Origin of the sequence: Bordetella genomosp. 4 (assembly GCF_002261185.1) — a bacterium.
In the GTDB taxonomy this organism is placed as follows: domain Bacteria; phylum Pseudomonadota; class Gammaproteobacteria; order Burkholderiales; family Burkholderiaceae_B; genus Bordetella_A.
Genome location: NZ_NEVQ01000021.1, coordinates 62,564 through 84,855, shown reverse-complemented (window position 1 = coordinate 84,855; position 22,292 = coordinate 62,564). Strand labels below are relative to the sequence as shown.

Sequence of the window (22,292 nt, the reverse complement as noted above, 5' to 3'; positions counted from 1 at the left end):
TGGGCCTGTTTCTCCAACTTCCGGCGGAGTATCGTGGAGTTATGACATGGATCGCGGCCGAAGTCGATAGCCGACCCGGGCGCGCCGACCGCAACGCTACTCACCATCAACAACAGGAAAGAACTGAGATGATCCGCTTGAACTGGCAGGAGATCGCACCTGATGGCGCGAAGGCCCTTTTTGGTATTCATCACTACGTCACGAGGAAGACGAGTCTCCCCGAGGAGCTCATCCACCTTGTGTTCCTCCGCGTGTCGCAAATCAACGGCTGTGCCCACTGCATCGACATGCACAGCCGAGATCTCAGGAAAACCATGTCGATCGACAAGATCACGTTGGTGCCGGTTTGGGACGAGGTGCACCACCTGTTCTCCGACCAGGAGCGAGCCGCGCTGGCCTGGGCAGAGGAAGTGACCCGTGTCAGCGAAACGCATGCCTCGGATGAGGCGTATGCCGCCGCCTCGGCAGCGTTCACACCCAAAGACCTTGTCGACCTCACGATCACGATCGCCGCAATGAATGCGTTCAACCGACTGGGCGCGCCGTTTCGGCTTCCTGTTGCTGCCAAATTGTGATGTGGTTCCAACACGCATATTGCGCGAGCGGGGAGAATGAAGGTCGTATCCCTACGTCAGAATAATGCAACAAAGTAGGCCGATGCTCATCAACAAGTGGATGCTGCCGCGGAGGGGGATTATTCTGATCTTCCGTTTCCCGAAGGACGCATGATGCGGCATGTTGGTTTGATCCTCGAAGATGGCTTCCAATTGATGGGCTTGGCAGCCCTTTCGGCCTTTGAACTGGCCAACGCCGAGCTAGGCGATATGGGCTATCGGCTGACGGTGTTGTCCGAGAAGGGAGGCACGATCAGGTCATCAATGAATGCAGGTATTGAAACGGCGCCGCTAGGGTTCATGCCCGACACGCTGATGGTCGCCGGGCAATTGGCGCCCCAGGATATTTCGCCTGGGCTGCGCGCGTATGTCGCCCTTGCGGGTAATGAGGCCCGCCGCGTGGCTGGGGTGTGCACTGGCGCTTTTGTGCTGGCGCAGGCGGGCCTGCTCGATGGCCGCACCGCCACGACGCATTGGGCACATGCACACGCGCTTCAGAAGCGCTTTCCGAAGATAAAAGTCGAAGAGGACCGCATTTTTGTCCGTGACGGGAACATCTGGACATCCGCCGGCATGTCATCCGCCATTGATCTGACTCTGGCGCTGATTGAGGAAGACCATGGGTCCACGCTTTCTCGGCTGTTGGCTCGGAAACTCGTTGTCTACCATCGCCGCCACGGCGGGCAGTCGCAGTTTTCGGCGATGCTGGCGCTGGAACCTCGTTCGGACCGGGTCAAACGTGCGCTGGCCTATGCCCGAGAAAACCTGCGCAGTTCCTTGTCTGTTGAAGAGCTTGCCGAATCTGCCAACCTGTCTCCGCGCCAGTTCAGCCGAGTATTTCGCGAAGAGACCGGAAGGTCTCCCGCCAAAGCCGTGGAAATGCTGCGGCTGGAAGCCGCCCGCGTTATGTTGGAAGACGGCCGCTATCCCCTGGAAATTGTGGCGCGCGACACAGGCTTTGCGGACCGAGACCGGATGCGGCGCGCTTTTCTGCGTAACCTGGGCCAGCCACCAGCCAGTGTGAAGCGGGGCCTGATGCCGATGCAAGAACGCGAGTCAGCCTGACTGCTGGGCTTTCTTGCGGCGTTGATTGCACATGTCCGTTATTGCCGGATCTATGACATTTGAGTCTTTTCCGGAATCGCGCATAGTACGTCCATTGAAAACGCCATCCAGGCGTCAGACAAGGACAAATCATGCAAATGACGGGCAACACGATCTTTATCACCGGCGGCACCTCGGGCATCGGCCGTGCGCTGGCAGAGCAGTTTCATGCTCTGGGCAACAAAGTCATCATCGCCGGGCGCCGGCAGGCTCTGCTGGATGAAGTGGCTGCGGCGCATCCCGGGATCGAGGGTGTGGCCCTGGACATTTCTGATGCAGCCGACATCGACCGCGTCGCCGCGCAACTGATCCGCGAGTATCCGGCGTTGAACGTACTGGTCAATAATGCAGGCATCATGCCGTTCGACGACCCGTCCGGCCGCATCGATGATGCCGTTTCGCGCCGGATTCTTGATACGAACCTGCTTGGTCCGATCCGGTTGACTTCTGCGTTGATCGAGCATCTCAAGGCTCAACCGCGCGCCACCATCATCCACAACACCTCGGTGCTGGCCTACGTGCCTATCGCCACTAATGCGGTGTACTCCGCGTCCAAGGCGGCACTGCACTCCTATGCCTTGTCACAGCGTTTCACGCTTAAAGGTACCAGCGTAACTGTCCAGGAAATCGCGCCTCCGTGGGTCGACACCGACCTCATCAAAAAGAGCGGCGACCCTCGCGCCATGCCGCTTGACGCCTTCATCGCAGAAACGATGCAGGGGCTGGCAACCGACGCGCCGGAAGTGTTCGTTGAGGCGATTCGCGCCTTGCGCGATAACCCTGGAATTGGTGAACACGCGTTGATTGATGGTTTCAACGCTGAAATCGCAGCTAATCCCATCCCGGTGTAAAGCACGTGGATTGATGCAGCCCGGCGTTCGCCCGGGCTGCATTTATAGGAGAGTTTTTTCATGACCGCGACGCTTGCCCAGGATTCGCGCGCCGTGTTGCTGCCGGCCGGATTCCTGGCCCTGGGGACGTTCGCCATAGGTACAGAAGGGTTCATGATTGCGCCGTTGCTGCCAGTCATGGCGCAAGACTTTGCGCTGCCGGTTCCCACCATCGCTCTGTTGGTTGTTGTGTTCACGCTAGTGTTGGCACTGTCGTCGCCGCTCACCACGGTGGTCACTGGCCGGATGGCGCGCAAGCAGGTGTTGCTGATTGCCATGGTCCTGTTCGCCATTGGCAATGTAGTGGCAGCTCTATCGTCGTCATTCGCCGTATTGATCGTTGCGCGAGTACTGATGGCCGTTGCGGCGGGCCTTTATGTGCCGGCTGCCAACGGACTGGCCGGCGTCATCGTTCCACCCGCAATGCGGGGGCGGGCGCTTGCCATCGTCAGTGCGGGACAGACTCTGGCCATTGCTCTGGGCCTGCCGCTTGGCGGACTGATCGGCCATGCCTTCGGTTGGCGCGCAACATTTCTGCTGGTGGGCGCGATGAGCATCGTGGCTATCGCAGGCATTTTGACCGGCATCGATCGTGAGGCGGGGCAGAGTATCGAAGTGGCCGGCTTGCGCCAACGTGTCTCGGTGGTTCGTCAGCGCTCTGTGCAGCGCTTGCTGGCGGTCAGTCTGTTCTGGTCCATTGGCGCCTTTGTTGCCTATCCCTATATTGCCGAATATCTGAGCGCCGTGCTGGCCTTCGGCCCGTTGGAGATCACCGCGTCTGTCTCGCTCTGGGGGCTTTGCGCGGCGGCAGGAGTTATGACCGGTGGGGTCTTGAACGACCGTTTTGGGGCAGGCAGCGTGGTACGCGGATCGCTCGTGCTATTGGGGTTGTCGTTCCTGGCGCTGACCATCGCAACGGTGTTACCTCGTGGCGTGTCGCTGGGTCTGGTCTTGGCCGCCGTCGCTGTGTGGGGTTTTACCGTGTGGTCATTCTTTCCCGCGCAGATGGCTCGGCTGATTGGCGTGGGTATCCCGGCGCAGGCTCCGGTTGTCCTGGCGCTTAATTCGTCGACTATGTATTTAGGTTTTTCCGTCGGCAGCGCCTTGGGGGCTGTCATGTTGGGCGCAGGCGCGTTCTGGGCGATCGGCGTGGCGGCGGCTCTGGCGGAGTTGATCGCCTTGGGCCTGAATCCTGCCATTGCCCCAAAAATTTGAGCTTTTTTTCGCGCCTGTTGCACTCGTTTCCAGCAAGACCACTTTAAAAGGATTCAAGAAAATGACTTCCCGTATCAACACACCCGCAGCCACTAGCGCCTCCGGCGAAACCGCCGACGTTTTTGCCGGTATCCGTAAAGCAGTGGGAATGGTCCCCAACGCCTATGCGGCTATTGGCACCTTGAATACGCAGGCCCTTAAGGCGATGCTGTCCGCCGACGCGGTGCTTGCGCGTGGTGTTCTTTCCGCACAGGAGCGCGAGACCGTCAAGCTGGTGGTGAGCGCGATCGCCGGTTGCGATTACTGCGTCGCGGCACATAGCTTGGCGGCTAAGGCGTCTGGCCTGTCCGTGGACACGGTGCGCGCTATCAGGGCGCTGGAAGCTACCGGAGACGCAAGGCGCGATGCGTTGATCCAGTTTGTACGGCGTCTTCAGGAGGGCCGCGGGACCCTCGACGCAGAGTCATTCACTGCATTGCGCTCGGCGGGCTTTCCGGACGAGGCTGTAGTGGATATCGCATTGGCGATATCCATCATCACATTCACGAATGTGTTCAACCGCGTGAATGACACCGTTGTGGATTTTCCAGAACTGAAGTAGTGCGATTGGCTGCGGTAAGGCGAGCAGAAAGCAATGCAGAGTAAAATCCGCCTCCCATGCGATTCTCCGACTTCGACCAACGCCTCGCCGCTCTCGGCGCCTTGCCCGTCCATCGGGGCCGGATCGTGCGCGTCTGGCTGAAAGGGCAAGCGCTCGACATCGGCACGCGACGGCGCAGTTCCGAGCACTTTCTGCCTCTCGCGCTGCGCGCCGCTGTGCCCGCTTTGACGGAGGAACTGGACAGTCTCACGCGCGTCCGCTCCGAACACGCCGGCAGTGATGGCTCGCGCTTGCTCGTCGAACTCGCCGACGGACAGATGGTGGAAAGCGTGCTGTTGCCGCGCGACGGACTCTGCGTCTCCACCCAGGTCGGCTGCGCGGTCGGCTGCCGCTTCTGTATGACGGGCAAGAGCGGTCTGATCCGCCAGGTCACGAGCATGGAAATCCTCGCCCAAGTCGTACTGGCGCGGCGTCTGCGCCCAGTGAAAAAAGTCGTCTTCATGGGTATGGGCGAACCGGCGCACAACCTCGACAACGTGCTCGAAGCAATCGACCTGCTCGGCACCGAAGGCAATATCGGTCACAAGAATCTCGTGTTTTCCACCGTGGGGGACCGGCGTGTGTTCGAAGCCCTGCCGCAACAACGCATCAAGCCCGCGCTGGCGCTGTCGCTGCACACGACCAAGGCCGAACTGCGCGAACAGCTGCTGCCGCGCGCGCCCAAGATTGCGCCCGAAGAACTGATCGAACTGGGCGAGAGATACGCTCGAGACAGCAACTATCCGATCCAGTATCAATGGACGCTGCTCAAGGGCATCAATGACGGCGACGATGAACTCGATGCAGCCGTGCGTCTGCTCAAGGGCAAGTACGGCGTGCTCAACGTCATTCCCTTCAACAGTCTCGAAGGGAGTGACTACCAGCGTCCCGATGCCGAGCGCATACGCGAGATTGTGCGCTATCTGCACAACCGCGGGGTGTTGACCAAGGTGAGGAACAGCGCTGGGCAGGATGTGGACGGCGGCTGTGGCCAGTTGCGCGCTCGCGCCGTTGGCGCAGAGCAGGTGGTGGAACTGCGTCGCAAGCGAACTGCAACCACAACACACTGAGCTGGCGCAGCAGTATGATGCGCAGATCTATCAAGGAGCAAATCATGGCCCGAAAACCCGAGGCACCAGATCCGGACGAAGTCGCACTGATTCAGTGGTGTACTGAAGTAGAAGAGCTATTCGTCGCGGCTGGCGCGTCACGCGAAGAATCCCAGCAGCATATCGAAGACGAGGCCGAGTGGTTCACTGATATGTTTTACGGGGGACTGACCCCTGCGGAAGCGGCGAAAGCTGCTTTAAATCAATAATTCTGGTTTCGGAGCGTCGCCAACGTTTTCCTGCGGGTGCTAGGCAGCGGCAACTGCTGGCAGTCCTCGATCGCCGCCGCCTCAGCGACACTCCCCCATCACCAGCGATAGGCCACGCTGGCGATGATCGTGCGTTCCAGCCCGTAACGGCAGTTCAGCTCATTGTTGCGGCACACGACGGTTTCTTTATTGAAAAGATTGGTGGCATCAACAGCAAAGCGCCATTGGGCTAACTGGTAGTGCATGCTGGCGTCCACCATGAACGACGAACCATTTTCCATCGTATTGGCTACATCGACGTAGGTCTTGCCGATATAGCGCACGCCTACGCCCATGCCTAGTCCGCTCAGCGCGGTATGGGGCAGGGTGTAGTTGATCCATGCCGAGGCCATGTGCCGAGGGGTCACGATGGGGGTATTGTCCTTTTCCAAGGGGTTGTTGCTCTGGGTCACGGTAACGTCATTCAAGGTGTACGACGCCACCAAGTCCAGCCCGCGGCTCAGGCTGGCTTTGCCTTCTAATTCGATGCCGCGCGAGCGGATCTTGCCGGTCTGCACGCTGAACTGGGTATTGCTCGGATCAGGCGTGAGCGCATTGCGCTGAGTCAGGTCAAAAAACGACACCGCTACCAAGCTTTCCGAGCCGGGCGGCTGATACTTGATACCGAACTCGTATTGCTCGCCCTTGGTGGGCCTGAAGGGCGTGCCATCACGCGCCACGCCGCTCTGCGGCAGGAACGAGGTGGAGTAGCTCACGTAGGGAGTAATGCCCGATTCGAACAAATAGGCCAGGCCCAGGCGACCCGTCAATGCCGTGTCGTTCTGCCGCGTGGTGTCGCCCACCAGGCGATTGCGGCTGGCAGATCGTGCCCAGTCCTGGCGCCACCCCGCCGTGACCACGACCTGATCAACTTTGATCTGATCCTGCACATATAGCCCGAACTGCCGGTTTACATCCTTCTGGTCGATGATGGTGTTCTGTTCCAGTGGGTAGGGAATGTCCTGGTCATAGACCGGATTGTCCAGGTCCAGGTCGGGAGCCAGGCCCTGGCGATACCACTGCTGGCCGTCCTGGAAACGATAATCGAAGCCGGTCAACAACGTGTGTGACACCCGGCCGGTGTTGAACTTGAACTCGCCCTGCGTATCGACGACCACACCGTCGGCCTCTTCCTCGGACACGAGCGCATAGCGCCGCAGAGTGTGGCCGTCCGGCCGCAGGCCCAGGCTGTACAGGTCACGCTGGTCGAGCGTGCCGCGCTGATAGCGCGCATTTTGCCGCACTGTCACGCGGTCGTTGAACCGGTGTTCGAACAGATAGCCGATCGCATATTGCTTCCGATCGTAGCGGTTGAAGCCGTAGTCGCCCACCGGCACATGTGTGGGATACACCGGACGCGACTCACCGTCGGTCTTGTCGTGCTGGTAATGCGTCAGCAGCGTCAGCGACGTGTCGGCATTCGGGCGCCATGTGAACGCGGGCGCGATGTAGCCCACATCGTCCTGATAGCGATGGTCGGAATCGTACTTGACCTGGTTGCCGGCATCGCGCCAGATACCGGTCAAGCGATACAGGTACTTGCCATCTTCATCAATGGGGCCACCCATGTCGAAGGCGGCTTGGCGCCAATCGAAGCTGCCTGCCTGCAGCACGACCTCGCCGAATGGATCCAGCGTTGGACGCTTGGTGATCCGGTTGACCAAGCCGCCGGGCGCGACCTGTCCATAGAGTACCGATGACGGCCCGCGTATGACTTCGACGCGCTCCAGCCCGTACGGATCGGTGCGCGCACGGATCTGATCGTAGGGGAGTTGGTTCAGGCCGTCGCGGTAATCGCCGGTGATCTTGGCATCGAAGCCGCGCAACACGATCCAGTCGTTGCGTACTTCGGCGCCGCCGAAATTGCTAACCTGCACGCCGGGCACATACTGGATTGCCTGCGACACCGTCCGCGCACCGCGGTCGCGGATTTCCTCCGCTCCGACCACCGATACTGATTGCGGAATCTCGCGCAGTGGCGTGGCGATCTTGCTGCCAGTAGTCGTTTCTTCGGCAACATAACCGTGCACCGGCCCCGTGCCAGCATCGTCGAGTCCACTGCCTTGCACGACTACGCTGGGCAAGGTCGACACCGTGCCTGTCGTGGACGTAGTTTGGGATTGCGCTGTATGAGCGCAACCGAATCCCAGCAGCAAGGCCAAGGCATAGTGAGGAATCAGAGGAGCGACGCGCGGGGGAATGCTGTTGGTTTTCATGGCCAGCCTGATATCAATAAAGGGCATCTGGAAAAGGAAAGCACTGCAAAGAAAAAACCATCCCGTGTCCGGCTACAGCCGGACGGCAATGGCGTCAATAGCGATAGGTCACCGTGGCGAGCACCGTGCGCTCTGCGCCATAGCGGCAATTGGCGCGGTCGTTGCGGCAGACCACGGCCTGCTTGTCGAACAGGTTGGTCGCGTCGACGGACAAGCGCCACTGATCGAATTCGTAGCCCAGCGAGGCATCCACCATGGCGGCGCCGTTGTTCTTCATCGTGTTGGCTGCGTCGATATACGTCGAGCCGAGGTATCGCACTCCCAGGCCGGCACTCCAGCCCGCGCCGAATGAGCGGCCCAGCCAGAGCGAGGCCATGTGGCGGGGCGTAACGACGGGCATGTTGCCTCGCGTGCCGGCTTCGTCCGACAGGATCTCGACGTTGTTGTAGGTATAGGCCGCCAGGACATCCCAACCCGCTTCCAGGCGGATTCGCGCCTCGAGTTCTGCGCCGTGGGCACGCACCTTGCCTGTTGCCACGCTGAAACCCAAGTGTGCCGGATCCGGGTCCGTCGTCAGCACGTTGCGCTGATTCAGGTCGAACAGTGCCAGCGTGATCAGGCTTTGTGATTGCGGCGGCTGGATCTTTACTCCCACCTCGACCTGCCGCGAACGATTGGGCTCGAAAGTGTCGCCGTCGTAGGCGGTGCCGGGCTGCGGCGAGAATGCGGTCGCATAGCTCAGATAGGGCGCTACACCTCGGGCAAACTCATACGACAGGCCCGCCCGCCAGGTGTATGCATGGCCATCGGCTCGCGTGCGGGTCCGATTCAAGCGATCTTCAGTGGCATCGCGGTAGCCATCGCGGCGTGCACCCAAGGTCAGGGTCCATCGCCCGCCCTGAACCTGATCTTGTGCATAGAGTCCCCATTGGCTGCTAACCTGCCGCACGTCCAGCACCGTCGTGGCATCGGCAGGCATCGTGATATCCAATCCATAGCGCGGATCACGCAAGTCCAGGCTGGGCGCGTCGGCCTGGCGATAGTGCTGACTGCCAGACAGGCGGCGCACATCCACGCCGGCCAGCAGTGTGTGGCGCAAACCAGCCGCCAGCACCACACCTTCGAGCTGGCTGTCGACCACAACGCCTTCGGCCCATTCGCGGGATTGCAACTGCGTGCGCGGCAGCGTGCGGCCATCGGCCTGCAGCGTTCCGGCATACAGATTGCGCAGCAGCATGTTGCCGCGCTGATAGCGAGCGTTCTGACGCACCGTCCAGGCAGCGTCCAGGCGATGCTCGAACAGATAGCCCGCACTGAAGAAGTCACGCTGGTTCCGGTCGTAGCGGTAGTCGCCCACCAGCACGCGGGTGGGATAGTACGCTCGCGACTCGCCGTCATTACGGTCGTATTGGTAGTGCGTCAGTACGGTGATGGACGTGTCGGCGTCGTGCCAACTGAAGGCGGGCGCCACATACGCCAAGTCGTCGCGGTAGCGGTGCGTGCCGTCGTACTTATCCTGCGTCCCCGACACCCTGCCGGTCGCCGTCAACCTGACGCGCCCATTGCTGCTGTCATCCCAGGGCCCGCCCAGGTCCAGATAGGCTTGCCGAAAATCGAACGAACCCGCTTGCAACGCTGCTTCGCGCAGCACGGTCTGCGTGGGCCGTTTGGTCACTCGGTTCACGATACCGCCCGGCGCCGCTTGTCCATACAGCGAGGAGACCGGTCCGCGAACCACTTCTATACGTTCGAGGGCATAGGTAGGCACGCGCGCGCGTATCTGGTCATACGGCATCTGGCTCAAGCCGTCGCGGTAGTCGCCGGTAAGCTTTGCGTCGAAGCCGCGCAGCACTAGCCAGTCGTTGCGGACTTCGTTGCCGCCATAGTTATTGATTTGCACGCCGGGCGTGTATTGCAGTGCCTGCGGCACCGAGCGCGCGTCGCGCGCCCGCATGTCTTCGGCGGTGATCACCGATACTGACTGCGGCACTCGGGCCAGAGGCGTCAGGGTCTTGGTTCCGGCAGTATCGTCCAGGGCCACGAAAGGCCCCGACTCCTCTCCCACCACTGGCGTGGCCGGCATGTGGGCGGGCGGCAGCGTCCATTCGCGACGGATCTGGAAACTGCCCGGTGCATCCTCGTAGGCTTGCAAGCCATGGGGTTGCAAGACTGCCGCAAAGGCGGCCGGTAGATTGTACCGGCCGGCCAAACCCGGGCTTTGCAAGCCGCGCGCCAGTTGTGGGTCGAACCCCAACAAGACATGCGCCTGGCTCGCGATCTGTTGCAGGACAGTCACCAGCGGACCCGGGGTGACCTGAAAAACGCGCAGTTCAGCGGGTGACGGGGCATTCTGGGCATGGGCGAGCGACCCAGTCAGCGCCAGCAACACCAGCAATGCCAGCTGTGCGCTGCCACGTCTGATGCGTGTCCGCCGTCGATCACCTGCCGAAATGGCCATCTGCCTGGGTTTCCTTTTCTGTAATTGCGGTCCTCTCATCAGGTAGGACACGCCAGAATCAAAAACCGGAAAATCCGCGGCAAGAAATAATTGGCGGCGAGCCAACGCCACCGGCACGCGCTACAGCGAGGCCGACACGTGTACCCAATAGGGTGTGCGCTGACTGACCGTCACGGGCAGCAAGCGGGCTACTGCGGCGAGCACTTTGTCGGTGTCGCTCAACGGGAATAGGCCTGAAATCCGCAGGCCTCCCACCTCGCTATCGCAAAAAATCAGGCCTGGCCGGTAGCGGCTGAGTTCGGCCAGGAATTGATCCAGCCGCATGTTGTCGGCGGCCAATTCCGTGCGCACCCAGGCTGTGTCATGCGTCTGCAGCATCCGGACCGGTTCGATCGACGTCGCGTTGTAACGCACGATCTGCCCGGGCTGCAGCAATAACCGCCGCCCTCCGGCTGCGGCCTCGATCTCGACATTGCCGTCCAGGAGCCCTACGGTAGTGGCATCGCCATCATCGCGCACCGTAAAGCGCGTGCCCAGTGCACGTATCCGGCCGTGGGCCGTTTCCACCAGGAACGGCGTGCCGCGGTAGCCGCCCTCGTGCCCCGTGCTGACCAGGATTTCGCCCTGACGCAGCCGCACCCGGCGCATGCTGGCCTCATACACCGCATCGATCGCCGTGTCCGTGTTTAATAGAACGGTGGTGCCGTCGGCCAGCATAACCGTGCGCTGCTGTCCGACTGCCGATTCGTAGTCCGGTGACAGCCGCACCCAACGCATCCGGTCGGCTGCCCATAGTGCGGGGGTGCCGCAGATGGCCGCGCCCAGTATGGCAAGGACGGTGCGGCGCCGGGATTTGCGCCGGTCGAGTGACAGCGCGTTATAGGCGGCGCTGCCAGACAACGCGTCCAGTCGTGCATCGGCGCGCGTCAGGTGTGTCCAGGCCCGCTCGTGATCAGGGCTGGCGTGCCGCCATGCCTCCCAGGCATGCCGGTCGGCCTCGCTGGCCGAGCCTGACATGAACAACACGTACCAGCGAGAGGCCTCTTCGGCTACGCGTGGAGCGAGCGGCACCCCACCCGCATACAGCGCCGTGGCCGTCGTTGGCACGCGGCTCATGCCGGCTGCTGTTCGGCAAAAAAGCAGGCCTGCACGGCGCGCACCATGTAGTTGCCCACCGTGCGCGTCGTGACGCCCAGCCGTTCGGCAATCTCGTCATAGGTCAGGCCTTCCAGGCGGGCCAGCAGGAAGGCCTCGCGGGCCTTGTCCGGCAACGTGCCGAGCGCGCGGTCGATGGCGCACAGCGCCTCGAGCACCAACTTGCACTCTTCTGGCCCTGGCACCAGGGCTTCCGGCAAGCTGGCCAGCGCTTCCAGATAAGCATGCTCCAGCGCCTCGCGGCGACGGTAATTGGCCAACAAGCGACGGGCTATGGTGGCCAGGAACGCGCGCGGTTCCGCGGGGGGCGTTGCCTCCTTGGCCGTCAACACGCGCAGGAATGTGTCCTGGGCCAAGTCCGCGGCGCAGTCGGCGCCGCTCATGCGACGCCGCAACCAACCTGCCAGCCACGTATGGTGCTGGGAATACAAGGTTTTCGTATGCTCGTGCAAACTGGGTTCGCTGGGGCGCATGGGCCCATCTCCAGGGTGGATGGCGTCGCTATAAATGGCAATGATAACCATTATCCATTCTTATTGCCATTACGGAAACCTCGTCGATGTTTGGTCTAGTTGGACGAGGCCAGAGGACGTTTTTTGCCTCTCAATATCGTGTCCCGAAACTCATCCATCAACGGCGACCACGTCGTGCCACGACGCGATATCAACGCAATATTGCGTCGCAGCGGCGGTCCCAACGTTACCGGCAAACGCGTCACCTCAGCACACTTGGCCAGGGCGCTCTGCGGTAAGACCGCCAGCATGCCGCTGTCTGCCAGCAACTGCAGCGATCCCTCGGAAAAATGCTCGACCTCTAACGCCCCTGCGGGCAACGCCAAGCCAGCCTCGGCAAACCGCACATCCAACATCTGTCGCGCCACTGAGCTAGGCCGAGGCAAGATCCATCGCTGCCCCTCCAACTCCCGTAGCGCCAGCCGAGACTTCGCCGCCAACGGGTGACGCCGCCCGGCCGCCACGCACAATGGATCATCGAACATGATCTCGTGACGCAACGTAGCCGGACCATCTGCATAAATAGGTGTCACCGCGAGATCCAGCTTTCCACTCTCTACCTGGGCATTCAAATCATCCGATAACCCTTGTGTCAGCTGAATACGCAACGCCGGACGGCGCGGCAACAACCGTTGCAGCGCCGGCATCACGACACTGTCGACCGTAGCCCCCGTAGCGCCGATACGCAGCAACCCAGCCTCGCCCACCCGCAATTCCATCGCATGGCGCACCGCATCCCGGTATTCCGCCCAAAGCTTTTTGGCGTGATCCAGGAACACCATGCCCTCAGAGGTAAGCCTCAGGCCTCGCCCATGCCGCTGCATCAGCGCCAACCCAGTATCGGATTCCAGCCGCCGCAAAGATTTGGACAGCGCGGGCTGACTCACCCCGCAGGCCGCCGCCGCGCGTTCCAGGTGACCGTGCTCTACGGCGGCCAGAAAATATTCGATATCGCGCAGGGAAAGATTCATGAACAGAAGTTATGTATTGATGTGCTTCTGGGAATATTACGGCGAGATGGCGATTCTAGAATTTCGGGCATACCCCATACTCCCTGCGATATATCCCCATGCCGAATTCCCCTAATATCGTTCTGATCGTCGCCGACAACCTTGGATGGGGCGAACTCGGCTGCTATGGCGGCGGCGCATTGCGGGGCGCGCCTACACCCAATATCGACCGGCTCGCGACCGAGGGCCTGTTGCTGCAGAACTTCAACGTAGAAAGTGACTGCGTACCTACCCGCTCGGCGCTGATGAGCGGCCGTCATCCGATCCGTACCGGCTGTCTGCAATCTGTGCCGCCAGGATTGCCGCAAGGACTGACACGTGACGAGATCACCCTGGCTCAGCAATTGTCAGGGCAGGGATATGCCACCGCCCATTACGGCAAATGGCATCTGGGCGATATCCCAGGACGCTATCCCTCTGATCGCGGTTTTGATCATTGGTATGGAATTCCACGCACCACTGATGAAAGCCAGTTCACGTCTTCGATTGGTTTTGATCCTAGCGTGGCGGAACTGCCGTACATCATGGAGGGCCGCGCCGGCGAGCCTTCGACCAATGTGAAGCTGTACGACCTGGATAGCCGCCGCGGCATCGACGCCGATCTGGTGCAACATGCCCAGACTTTCATGCGAGAGCAAGCGCGCAACGCGCGGCCATTCTTCCTTTACCTGCCGTTGGTGCATCTGCATTTCCCGACGCTGCCCCATCCGGATTTCGCCGGCCGCACTGGAGCGGGCGATTTCGCCGATTCAATGGTGGAAATGGATCATCGCGTGGGCCAGATCATGGCCGAGGTCGATGAGCTCGGCCTGCGCGACGACACGGTATTCATTTTCTGTAGTGACAACGGCCCAGAATATCGCAGGCCCTATCGCGGGACGGCGGGCCCTTGGTCCGGCACCTATCACACCGCGATGGAGGGCAGCCTGCGTGTGCCGTTTATTATCCGCTGGCCTGGAAAGGTCGCGCCCGGTCAGGTGTCGAACGAGATGGTGCACGTGACAGATCTCTTTACCACGCTCTCGCATATTGGCGGCGCCAGCGTGCCGCAGGATCGGCCCATCGACGGTGTAGATCAAACTGAGTTTTTCACCGGCGCGCGGCCGAATTCAGCGCGCGAGGGATTCCTGTTCTACATCAAGAACGACTTGCGCGCGCTGAAATGGCGCGATTGGAAACTGCATTTTTACTGGGAGCCCGAGGTCAATGAGGGCAAGGGAAAACTCGAGTCGCCGTACCTCTTTAACCTGAAACAGGATCCCAAGGAAGAAAGCGATATCCTGATATTCAACACCTGGGTGCTCGGTCCCATGCTGAAGATGGTGCAGGCGTTTAATCAAACCTGCGCCGAGCATCCCAATACTACGCCTGGTCGGCCCGACCGGGACTGAGCGGTCCGCATAGACGGACATCGCCATCACAAGGGGAAATTATGAAGTTTGCTATTCGTAGTGGTGTCGCGTGGCTAGCGCTGGGCTGTGTCGGGATGATGCCCCTATCAGGCTACGCGCAGCCTTCGCTGCCTTGGCCTGCCAAACAGATTACGTGGGTGGTGGGCTTTGTGCCGGGTGGCACGGCAGATGTGCTCACGCGGGTGGCAGCGCAGGATCTGGCCAGCCGCACCGGCTTGAACGTGGTGGTCGAGAACAAGCCCGGCGCTTCGGGTGCGATTGCCTTGCAGCAGGTGGCGCGCAGCAAGGCTGGTGATGGCTACCTGATTACTGTACCAGGACCGCTGATCTATCCGACGCCGCAGCCAGCGATCGGCAAAGAACTCGCGCCGGTGATGTTGATGGCTCAAGGGCCGATGGTGATCGTGGGGCCGTCGCAGCGTGCGTTACCGGCGTTGCGTGATGTGTTGGCGGATGCGCGTCAGAGACCAGAGAGTTGGAGCTATGGCAGTTCCGGTAACGGCACGTCGCAGCATTTGGCGGGTGAGTTGCTTAATCAGTATGCCGGTACGCACATCATGCACATCCCGTATAAGGGAGGCGGGCAGGCCGTTTCGGATGTCGCGGGCGGGCAGATTCCACTGGCTATTTTGGGCTCTGCGCCGGTATTGCCTCAAATCAAGGCGGGCAAGCTCAAGGCTTATGCCGTGACGACCAGCGTGCGATTGGATGCGTTGCCTGATGTGCCCACGGTGGCAGAGGCGGGGTTTGCGGGTTATGACGCCAGCCAGTGGTTCTCGGTTGCGGCATCGCCCGGCATTGATGCGGCGGTGCTCGATCAATTGAATGCGGCATTACAGCAGACGGTGCGCTCGCAGGCGTTTCAAGCTGCGGTAAATAACGCAGGTATGGTTGCAGGCGGCGGTTCGCGCGACGATCTGCAGAAATTTATCGCTGAGGACACCGCTAAATGGCAGAAGCTGCTGGATAGTGGGGCGGTTAAGTTGACGGATGGACAGTAACCGTTCCCTGAACCCACGCCATCCCCAATGGCACATATCCCGAGCGCGATCAACTCACCCCATGATTGCGAGGCGGACATTTTCGCTCTAGATCGCAGGTCCCTTCAGCTCGATTTGATTTCCGTCGGGATCGAAGCAATAGATTGAAAGTCCGTTTCCTTCTGCGCCGTATCGCATCACCGCCTTGTCCGCGGTGATTCCGAAAGCTTGCAGGTGCTCGAGGATGGCGGTTTCATCGAAGGGATCGACTCGCAGACAAAAGTGATCGACATTACGCCCCTCTTTTTCTGGGGCTGCGCCGCCCGCGGCACCTAAAGGTCCTTTCACATCGACCAGATCGATCATGGACCCGCCGGCACCAAGATGAATCATGGCGTACTTGTCGTTCTTTTTCTTGATGGAACAGCCCAAGACCTTCGTGTAAAAGTCCACACTACGCGCCATATCCTGGACTCTGAGGACGACATGATCCAAGTGCTTAATCTGAAATATCGGCATGGTGGTCCTCCTGGGGCGAGACAGATTAGCCAATCTTACTCGCTAAAAGCGGGTAGTCAGGAGTGTTATCGCGCTGCTTTCTTAGTTCGGTGCTTGGCACTACGCCGCCAGCACAGCGCCCCAATTCCCATCGCGAGTCCAAACGCCAGATAGACCACGCCTATCGTTGCGCGTGGCAGCCTGTGCTCGAAGCCTGGCGTGAGGCGCGCGGGCGTCAGCCAGAAATCGACCAGGCAGGCGACGGCAGACGTAACCATAGCGCTGGTCATCACCGCACGAGGCGAATCGGCATTGGGCTTGTGTGCAGTCGCCTGTGCATGTAACGCCGCCCAAAATATCGATGCGCCGTGATGGACAATGTAGCCGATTGCGGTATGGCGCATGGACGGCGCATTGACGTACAGCGCGGGTCTGCCCCATACCCAGTGACTGGTGGCATTGGTCGCGGAAAACGCGTGGCCGGTATGGGCCCGGCCACCCGCTATCAGCACCGCAGTAGAGACTACGCTGGCGGCAGTACCTGCACGCAGGCCCTCGGCTAGCGAGGTTCGCCAACTCGACATGATGTCTCCTCCGTTTATGATGGTGGGAACGGGGATTGCTGACACAACGCTCGCGGAACTGTCCATCTCTGCCGCGAGGAAAAACATGAAGATTCTGTTGACCGGCGCATCTGGCTTCATTGGGCGCCATATCCTGGCAGCCTTGACCGCGCGCGGTCACGACGTGGTTTGTCCCGTGCGCGGCGTGGCTGTCAAGACTGACATAGGCAGAGCAAGCTTCGTGCCCGCACAGTTCGCGCACATGACCCGCCCCGATGACTGGCTGCCGTGGCTTCATGGTGTCGACTGCGTGATTAACGCCGTGGGCGTGTTCTCTGCCAATACCGAGGAACTCGAAGCCGTGCACGCTCACGCTCCACGGGCGTTGTTCGAGGCGGCGCGTGGTACGCGTGTGATCCAGATATCTGCGCTAGGCGCCAACATCCAGGCTGAGACGGCCTTTTTGCGCACCAAAGCGGCTGCCGATGAGGCCTTGCGTCGTCGTGCCGGGCCTGCTTTTATCGTGCAGCCATCGCTGGTTTACGGGCCAGGCGGCGCCAGCGCAGCCTGGTTTGAGCGCCTTGCCTTGATGCCGGTACTGCTGCTGCCTGCCGGCGGGCGGCAACTGATACAGCCCGTGCATATTGACGATCTGGTCGCGGGAATTGTGTCGCTCATTGATGTGCCCGCGGATGCGCCCGCCACCATCGCGTTCTGCGGACCGACGCGGCTTTCCATACGAGAATACTTACAGGTGTTGCGCGACGGACTGGGCAGCGCTGGCCGCCAGTATGTGATACCGGTGTCGATGGCATTGTGCAAGGCAGTCGCGCCTATTGGCGAGCGTGTGAGCGGAGGGCTATTGAGCCGCGATAGCCTCATCATGCTGGAACGAGGCAACGTCGCGGATCCGCAGCCCTTTGAGCGTCTGTTGGGCCGGCCTGCACGTGCGCCTGAACAGTTCCTCGGCGAGCATGACAGCCGGGCACGTCACGCGCAGGCAGTGCTGGCAATCACGGTGCCGGCGCTGCGCTTTTGCATTGCGCTGGTCTGGCTATGGACCGCCATCGTGTCGTTCGGTCTTTACCCTGCAAAGCATAGCCTGGCGATGTTGCGCGAGGTCGGTGTGAGCGAAGTGCTCGCGCCCATCGCACTTTACGGTGCGGCCATGTTGGACCTCGTGCTGGGCGTATTGACACTCACGTTGAGCGCACCCCGGCGCCGTTGGCTGTGGCTGGCACAGATCCTGTTGATCCTGGGATACACGCTCATCATCACGGTGCGCTTACCCGAACAATGGCTGCATCCTTTCGGCCCCATCTCGAAGAACCTGCCCATGTTGGCCGCGTTGGTGCTGCTCTGGTTCTACGATGCACGCAAGAGGTGAGCATGGACTACGTTTGGATCAAACTGCTGCATATTCTCTCGTCTACTGTGTTGTTCGGCACCGGCGTGGGCACGGCGTTCTATCTGCTTTGCGTCGTGAGGCAGGGCGACGTACAGGTGGTCGCGAGCGTGGCGCGCTTTGTCGTCATGGCTGACTGGCTCTTCACGGCGACAACGGCAGTGCTGCAACCGCTCACTGGTATGTATTTGGTACATCGCACACAGCTGCCGCTGTCGACGCCGTGGGTGGCGTGGTCACTGGGGCTATATGCGTTGGCGATCGCCTGTTGGCTGCCGGTGGTGCGCTTGCAGATCCGAATGCGCGATAGCGCTCAGGCCAGTGCGGCGAATGGATTGCCCCTATCCGCAGATTTTCACCGCGCCTTCCGAGCCTGGTTTGTGTTGGGTTTCCCGGCGCTCGGTGCGTTCCTCGCCATCTTTGCTTTGATGGTGATCAAGCCCGCCTGAATCGCGATGTGCTAGAGCGCATCGACTTGGTCCAATGTGAGACAAAGTGAAACAATTTTACTAATGATATCGTATTGATTCCGCGTCCCCGGAATAAACTGCGAGAGTCGCATTGAAACAAGTGTCATCGAAATTCGAAAGTTTTACAGCTCTGGATGAGGAACACCGGCAGGCTCTGCTTCTGGTTGCATCGGGGGCATCACTCAAGACGTGCCTGAACGCGCTGACGCTCGCCGCTGGTCGGCTGATTCCGGGCACGCGCGCTTGCGTATTGCTGGCCAATGCAGAGCTCACTGCGATGGACGATGGCTACTCATCCCATTTTCCGGCCGGTTTTGCCGCGGCGGTCCGCGGTTTGCCGATTGGCGAGGCCTTTATCGCCACAGCCGTTCACGAGGGGCGTCCCGTGGTGTGTGCCGATGTCGAAAGCGCACTGGAATGGGACAAAACATGGCGTGCGCTTTGTCTGGAGAACGATATCCGGGCGTACTACGCGCATCCGACATTCGGACAAGGAGGTAAAACGGTTGGGTTTTTCTGCCTCTGTTTTTCAGAGGCGAGGGAGCCTACCGCGTGGGAACAACGTGTGACAGAGTTCGGTGCGCTGGTCACTAGCATCGTGGTGGAGCGCGACGGTGCCGCAGTGCATCTGCGCAACGAAGTACGAGCACTTGCCAGGTTGCAGGAACTGAGCGCAGAGCTGGTGGGGCCTGGCGAGCTCGATCCGTTGCTGAAAAAAATCCTGGCCGCCGCCGCTGATATCTCGGGAACGGACAAGGGAAACATACAGATTTTCGATCCAGTCAAGAAAACTTTGCGGATCGCTGTGCACCAAGGTCTGAGCGCCCGGTTCGTAGAGCATTTTGCTCAAGACGGATGGGACGCGAGTTGCGGAGAGGCGGCCAAGCAGGCTCGGCGATTGGTTGTAGAAGATATAGAGCAACTGAAAGAACTGGAAGGTACCTTGGGGCTCGAGATTGTCCGTGGGGATGATATTCGCTCAATCCAGTGCACGCCGCTCATTAGCCGCAGTGGGCAACTGCTGGGCATGTTGAACAACCATTATCGCCAGCGCGGCGGCCCCACTCCCGACGCATTGCGTTATATCGACCTCCTGGCACGACAGGCGGCGGAACTCATTGAGCGTCATTTGGCGGAGTCCGAACTGATTCAAGAGCGCAAGCACAAGGACGAGTTTCTGGCCATTTTGGCGCACGAGCTGCGTAATCCGCTCGCCGCGCTGCACAACATGTTGGAAATCCAAAAACGGACGGAGCATGATACAGGGGCTACGAAACGGGCACGCGAGGGCATGGAGCGCCAGCTCAAGCACTTGGTCAGGCTGGTTGACGATCTGCTGGATATAAACCGCATCAATCGCGGAAAAATGGAGCTTCGCATAGAGACGCTCAACTTGGATAACGTGCTGCAGCAAGCCGTCGAATCATGTCGCCCCATGATCGAGCGACTGGGGCATCGCCTGAAGGTAGAACAATCAGCCGCAGCGATCACGCTTTTGGGCGACTCGGCACGCCTGGCTCAGGTGTTCAGCAATCTGCTATCGAATGCAGCGAAATACACGCCGCCCGGTGGTGATATTGAACTGATTGCATGCACGCAAGACAACAATGTAGAAATCACCGTGCGGGATAACGGTTCGGGAATTCCACCGGACCAGCTCGATAACATATTCGAGATGTTCACTCAGGTGGATCGGACCTTGGAACGCGCGCAGGGTGGTTTGGGCATCGGTCTGATGTTGGTTAAACGATTGGTTGAAATGCACGGTGGATCAGTGCAGGCGTATAGCGGTGGGCTGGGTAAAGGCAGTTCCTTTGTGGTTCGGCTGCCTGTGGCCGCACCTCAGGACACGCCCGTGCCGGAACCCAAGCTCAGAGGTCCAAGCGTTTCACGCCGTATTCTGCTGGTGGACGATAACCGAGATGCAGTGGAGTCTCTGGTTGTTTTATTGGAGATGGAAGGCCATCAGGTAAGCCTCGCATACGATGGGGCGCGCGCTATCGAACTTGCTGAAGAAATGCGCCCGGAGGTGATTCTGATGGATATCGGACTGCCCGGGATGAGCGGACACGAAGCTTGCCGCCGTATCCGCCAGCAGGAATGGGGCAGGCAACTGACCATTCTCGCATTCAGCGGTTGGGGACAGACCGAGGATCGTCAAGCCTCGTTAGACGCCGGGTTTGACGCCCATCTGGCGAAACCGATTGATCTGGATTCATTGCTGGAGTTTTTGTCCAGCGTCGAGTTTCGTGGTCATTCTGGTTGATCGGTCAGGCTCCAAAGCGCACTGCCGGCACGTGCAGCTATTCAGGGGGCCATAGCGCTGGCGCAATCGCAGCACCCGGACTCGGCTTGATAATTTGAGTGCCTTGCTATGATGCTCCGTTGAGTCTCATATTACGCATCTCTACGGCGGAATTACGTCAACAGTTTCGTCAAGTACTTGGCTGTCATCTCGCTGCGATTCTTTAATCGAGCCTACTTGGACGTGCTGTTGTTTTCAATCAAACGGCGCGGTGCAATGGGCTGCAAGGCACTTTCCCTGGCCGGGGCGCCTCTTGTCATATGCTCGATCAACTCCAGTGTCGTCGAGTGCCGAGTGAGCATCAGGCATGTAACTTCCCCGGCTTCGACTCGTGAGGCATGCCAACAGCCGGGCTGCATGCAGATTCCTTGGCCGGGTTCGATACGGAAGGCTTTCAGGCTGCTCAGGTCGGGGCTGCCATCGGCTAGGCTGACGGCGACCACGTGCATGATCGGGCCAGTCAGGGGGACGATGGCCTGTTCCGTCAGGCGATGTACCTCAAGCACTGCTACATCGGCTTGACTGCGATAGTTGACCCATAGCACTTCGGTCCGGCCGCCTTCTCCAGGGTCGAATAGATGGGTATGCCAGAAATCAGTGGCAGCGTTGGTGAATCCTGGAACGTCGCCCTCAGGATCAAAAGGCTTGCCGAGCATCCGGCCGTAGGGCATAAATGCCTCTGCGCTCAGCACCAGCACATCTAGGGATTCGAGATCGTTCATGAAGAGCACTCCGGTCGACTACAGGGCCGGCGCTGCCTAGCGGCTGCTGGCCAAGCGAATCCCGAGACATACAAGCGCGGCCCCCATCACTGCATCGACCACGCGGCTCATACGTGCATAGACCGATCGAACACGTCCCACGGAAAAAAACGTGGCGAGTAACCCCAGCCACCCAGCTGTTATTAAACCCACCAGCGCAACCACGCTGACATACACCCATGTGGGGGCGCCGACCGGCAGTACGGTGACGAACAAGGTGGCAAAGAAAGTCGCTGTCTTTGGATTCGTGATGCCGACCATGAAGCCTTGGCGCCACGCTTGCTGCGCCCCAATTCGAGGCACATCGTCCACGCGCGGCTCGCCGTTCCTGGCTTTGAACGAGGCCATCAGCATTCGCGTGCCGAGATAGATCAGGTAAGCTGCGCCGACTAAGCGGATGGCTTCATACAGCCAGAACAGCTCCTTGATAAGCAATCCGAATCCTAGGATGGCCAAGGTCGCCCACACGACTACCGCACATGCGATACCCAGGCCTACGAACACGCCTGATCGCCGATCATTCAAGGCATTCGACGTGACGGCGACGAAGTCCGGCCCAGGGCTGATGCAGGCCAGCAGAACGATGCCAGACAGCGTGAACAACTGAGATAGATATTCCATGGATCCAACTCGTGGCGTGATTGATAGGAGCTCGGCGATGCGTCACTTGGCGCATATGGAACCTTACCATTGCTATAGCGTTGTTTGCCTGAAATCCTGCCAAGCC

The 22,292-nt window shown here is 60.2% G+C and carries 21 protein-coding genes; 12 read left to right on the top strand and 9 right to left on the bottom strand.

The window, feature by feature from the left end:
• Positions 1-128 precede the first annotated feature (128 nt).
• From CAL20_RS20665 to CAL20_RS20635, 7 genes are all read left to right on the top strand, one after another.
• Entirely contained in the window at positions 129-575 is a 447-nt protein-coding gene (locus CAL20_RS20665) for a carboxymuconolactone decarboxylase family protein (protein WP_094838851.1), read from the top strand.
• Between the two features lie 153 nt (positions 576-728).
• Complete coding sequence (locus CAL20_RS20660; protein WP_094838946.1) at positions 729-1,679, top strand: GlxA family transcriptional regulator; 951 nt, start codon at positions 729-731, stop codon at positions 1,677-1,679.
• A gap of 131 nt (positions 1,680-1,810) precedes the next feature.
• Entirely contained in the window at positions 1,811-2,569 is a 759-nt protein-coding gene (locus CAL20_RS20655; protein WP_094838850.1) for an SDR family oxidoreductase, read from the top strand.
• Positions 2,570-2,629: 60 nt separating this feature from the next.
• A complete protein-coding gene (locus tag CAL20_RS20650; RefSeq protein ID WP_094838849.1) occupies positions 2,630-3,823 on the top strand; it encodes an MFS transporter in 1,194 nt (397 codons plus the stop codon).
• Between the two features lie 61 nt (positions 3,824-3,884).
• A complete protein-coding gene (locus CAL20_RS20645; RefSeq protein WP_094838848.1) occupies positions 3,885-4,424 on the top strand; it encodes a carboxymuconolactone decarboxylase family protein in 540 nt (179 codons plus the stop codon).
• A gap of 56 nt (positions 4,425-4,480) precedes the next feature.
• Positions 4,481-5,533, top strand: a complete 1,053-nt coding sequence (locus tag CAL20_RS20640; protein ID WP_094838847.1) for an RNA methyltransferase — start codon at positions 4,481-4,483, stop codon at positions 5,531-5,533.
• 44 nt (positions 5,534-5,577) lie between these two features.
• Complete coding sequence (locus tag CAL20_RS20635; protein WP_094838945.1) at positions 5,578-5,781, top strand: hypothetical protein; 204 nt, start codon at positions 5,578-5,580, stop codon at positions 5,779-5,781.
• 98 nt (positions 5,782-5,879) lie between these two features.
• On the opposite strand, the gene CAL20_RS20630 is transcribed toward CAL20_RS20635, so the two are convergent.
• The 5 genes from CAL20_RS20630 to CAL20_RS20610 form a co-directional block, all read right to left on the bottom strand.
• Positions 5,880-8,036: a TonB-dependent siderophore receptor gene (locus CAL20_RS20630; protein WP_094838944.1), complete on the bottom strand. Its 2,157-nt coding sequence runs from the start codon at positions 8,034-8,036 to the stop codon at positions 5,880-5,882.
• Between the two features lie 94 nt (positions 8,037-8,130).
• A complete protein-coding gene (locus tag CAL20_RS20625; RefSeq protein WP_143277087.1) occupies positions 8,131-10,494 on the bottom strand; it encodes a TonB-dependent siderophore receptor in 2,364 nt (787 codons plus the stop codon).
• Positions 10,495-10,614: 120 nt separating this feature from the next.
• Entirely contained in the window at positions 10,615-11,610 is a 996-nt protein-coding gene (locus tag CAL20_RS20620; protein WP_094838846.1) for a FecR domain-containing protein, read from the bottom strand.
• Positions 11,607-12,122, bottom strand: a complete 516-nt coding sequence (locus CAL20_RS20615) for a sigma-70 family RNA polymerase sigma factor (protein ID WP_094838845.1) — start codon at positions 12,120-12,122, stop codon at positions 11,607-11,609. The genes CAL20_RS20620 and CAL20_RS20615 overlap by 4 nt, the downstream gene beginning before the upstream one ends.
• A gap of 95 nt (positions 12,123-12,217) precedes the next feature.
• The gene (locus tag CAL20_RS20610) at positions 12,218-13,132 is read right to left on the bottom strand and encodes a LysR family transcriptional regulator (RefSeq protein WP_094838844.1); all 915 of its coding nucleotides are present in this window, start codon (positions 13,130-13,132) and stop codon (positions 12,218-12,220) included.
• Positions 13,133-13,230: 98 nt separating this feature from the next.
• On the opposite strand from CAL20_RS20610, the gene CAL20_RS20605 reads away from it, so the two are divergent.
• Together CAL20_RS20605 and CAL20_RS20600 are read left to right on the top strand one after the other, a co-directional pair.
• Positions 13,231-14,562: an arylsulfatase gene (locus tag CAL20_RS20605; protein WP_094838843.1), complete on the top strand. Its 1,332-nt coding sequence runs from the start codon at positions 13,231-13,233 to the stop codon at positions 14,560-14,562.
• A gap of 41 nt (positions 14,563-14,603) precedes the next feature.
• Positions 14,604-15,584, top strand: coding sequence for a Bug family tripartite tricarboxylate transporter substrate binding protein (locus tag CAL20_RS20600; RefSeq protein WP_179266713.1), 981 nt, complete (start codon positions 14,604-14,606; stop codon positions 15,582-15,584).
• An 87-nt stretch (positions 15,585-15,671) separates the two neighbouring features.
• Here the strand turns inward: CAL20_RS20600 and CAL20_RS20595 are convergent, their stop codons facing one another.
• A complete protein-coding gene (locus CAL20_RS20595) occupies positions 15,672-16,082 on the bottom strand; it encodes a VOC family protein (RefSeq protein ID WP_094838842.1) in 411 nt (136 codons plus the stop codon).
• 65 nt (positions 16,083-16,147) lie between these two features.
• Positions 16,148-16,645 (bottom strand): hypothetical protein, encoded by a 498-nt coding sequence (locus CAL20_RS20590; protein ID WP_094838841.1) that lies wholly within the window; start codon positions 16,643-16,645, stop codon positions 16,148-16,150.
• Positions 16,646-16,730: 85 nt separating this feature from the next.
• Between CAL20_RS20590 and CAL20_RS20585 the strand changes: the two genes are divergently transcribed.
• The 3 genes from CAL20_RS20585 to CAL20_RS20575 all read left to right on the top strand — a co-directional run bounded on the left by CAL20_RS20585 (position 16,731) and on the right by CAL20_RS20575 (position 20,765).
• Positions 16,731-18,011, top strand: a complete 1,281-nt coding sequence (locus tag CAL20_RS20585; protein WP_094838840.1) for an NAD(P)H-binding protein — start codon at positions 16,731-16,733, stop codon at positions 18,009-18,011.
• A gap of 2 nt (positions 18,012-18,013) precedes the next feature.
• Positions 18,014-18,478, top strand: a complete 465-nt coding sequence (locus CAL20_RS20580; protein ID WP_094822944.1) for a DUF2269 family protein — start codon at positions 18,014-18,016, stop codon at positions 18,476-18,478.
• A 121-nt stretch (positions 18,479-18,599) separates the two neighbouring features.
• Positions 18,600-20,765, top strand: coding sequence for a hybrid sensor histidine kinase/response regulator (locus CAL20_RS20575; protein WP_256981663.1), 2,166 nt, complete (start codon positions 18,600-18,602; stop codon positions 20,763-20,765).
• Positions 20,766-20,977: 212 nt separating this feature from the next.
• Here CAL20_RS20575 and CAL20_RS20570 read toward each other — a convergent pair whose 3' ends face one another.
• Entirely contained in the window at positions 20,978-21,526 is a 549-nt protein-coding gene (locus tag CAL20_RS20570) for an ureidoglycolate lyase (protein WP_094838839.1), read from the bottom strand.
• A 36-nt stretch (positions 21,527-21,562) separates the two neighbouring features.
• The gene (locus tag CAL20_RS20565) at positions 21,563-22,186 is read right to left on the bottom strand and encodes a LysE family translocator (protein ID WP_094838838.1); all 624 of its coding nucleotides are present in this window, start codon (positions 22,184-22,186) and stop codon (positions 21,563-21,565) included.
• Positions 22,187-22,292: the final 106 nt, after the last annotated feature.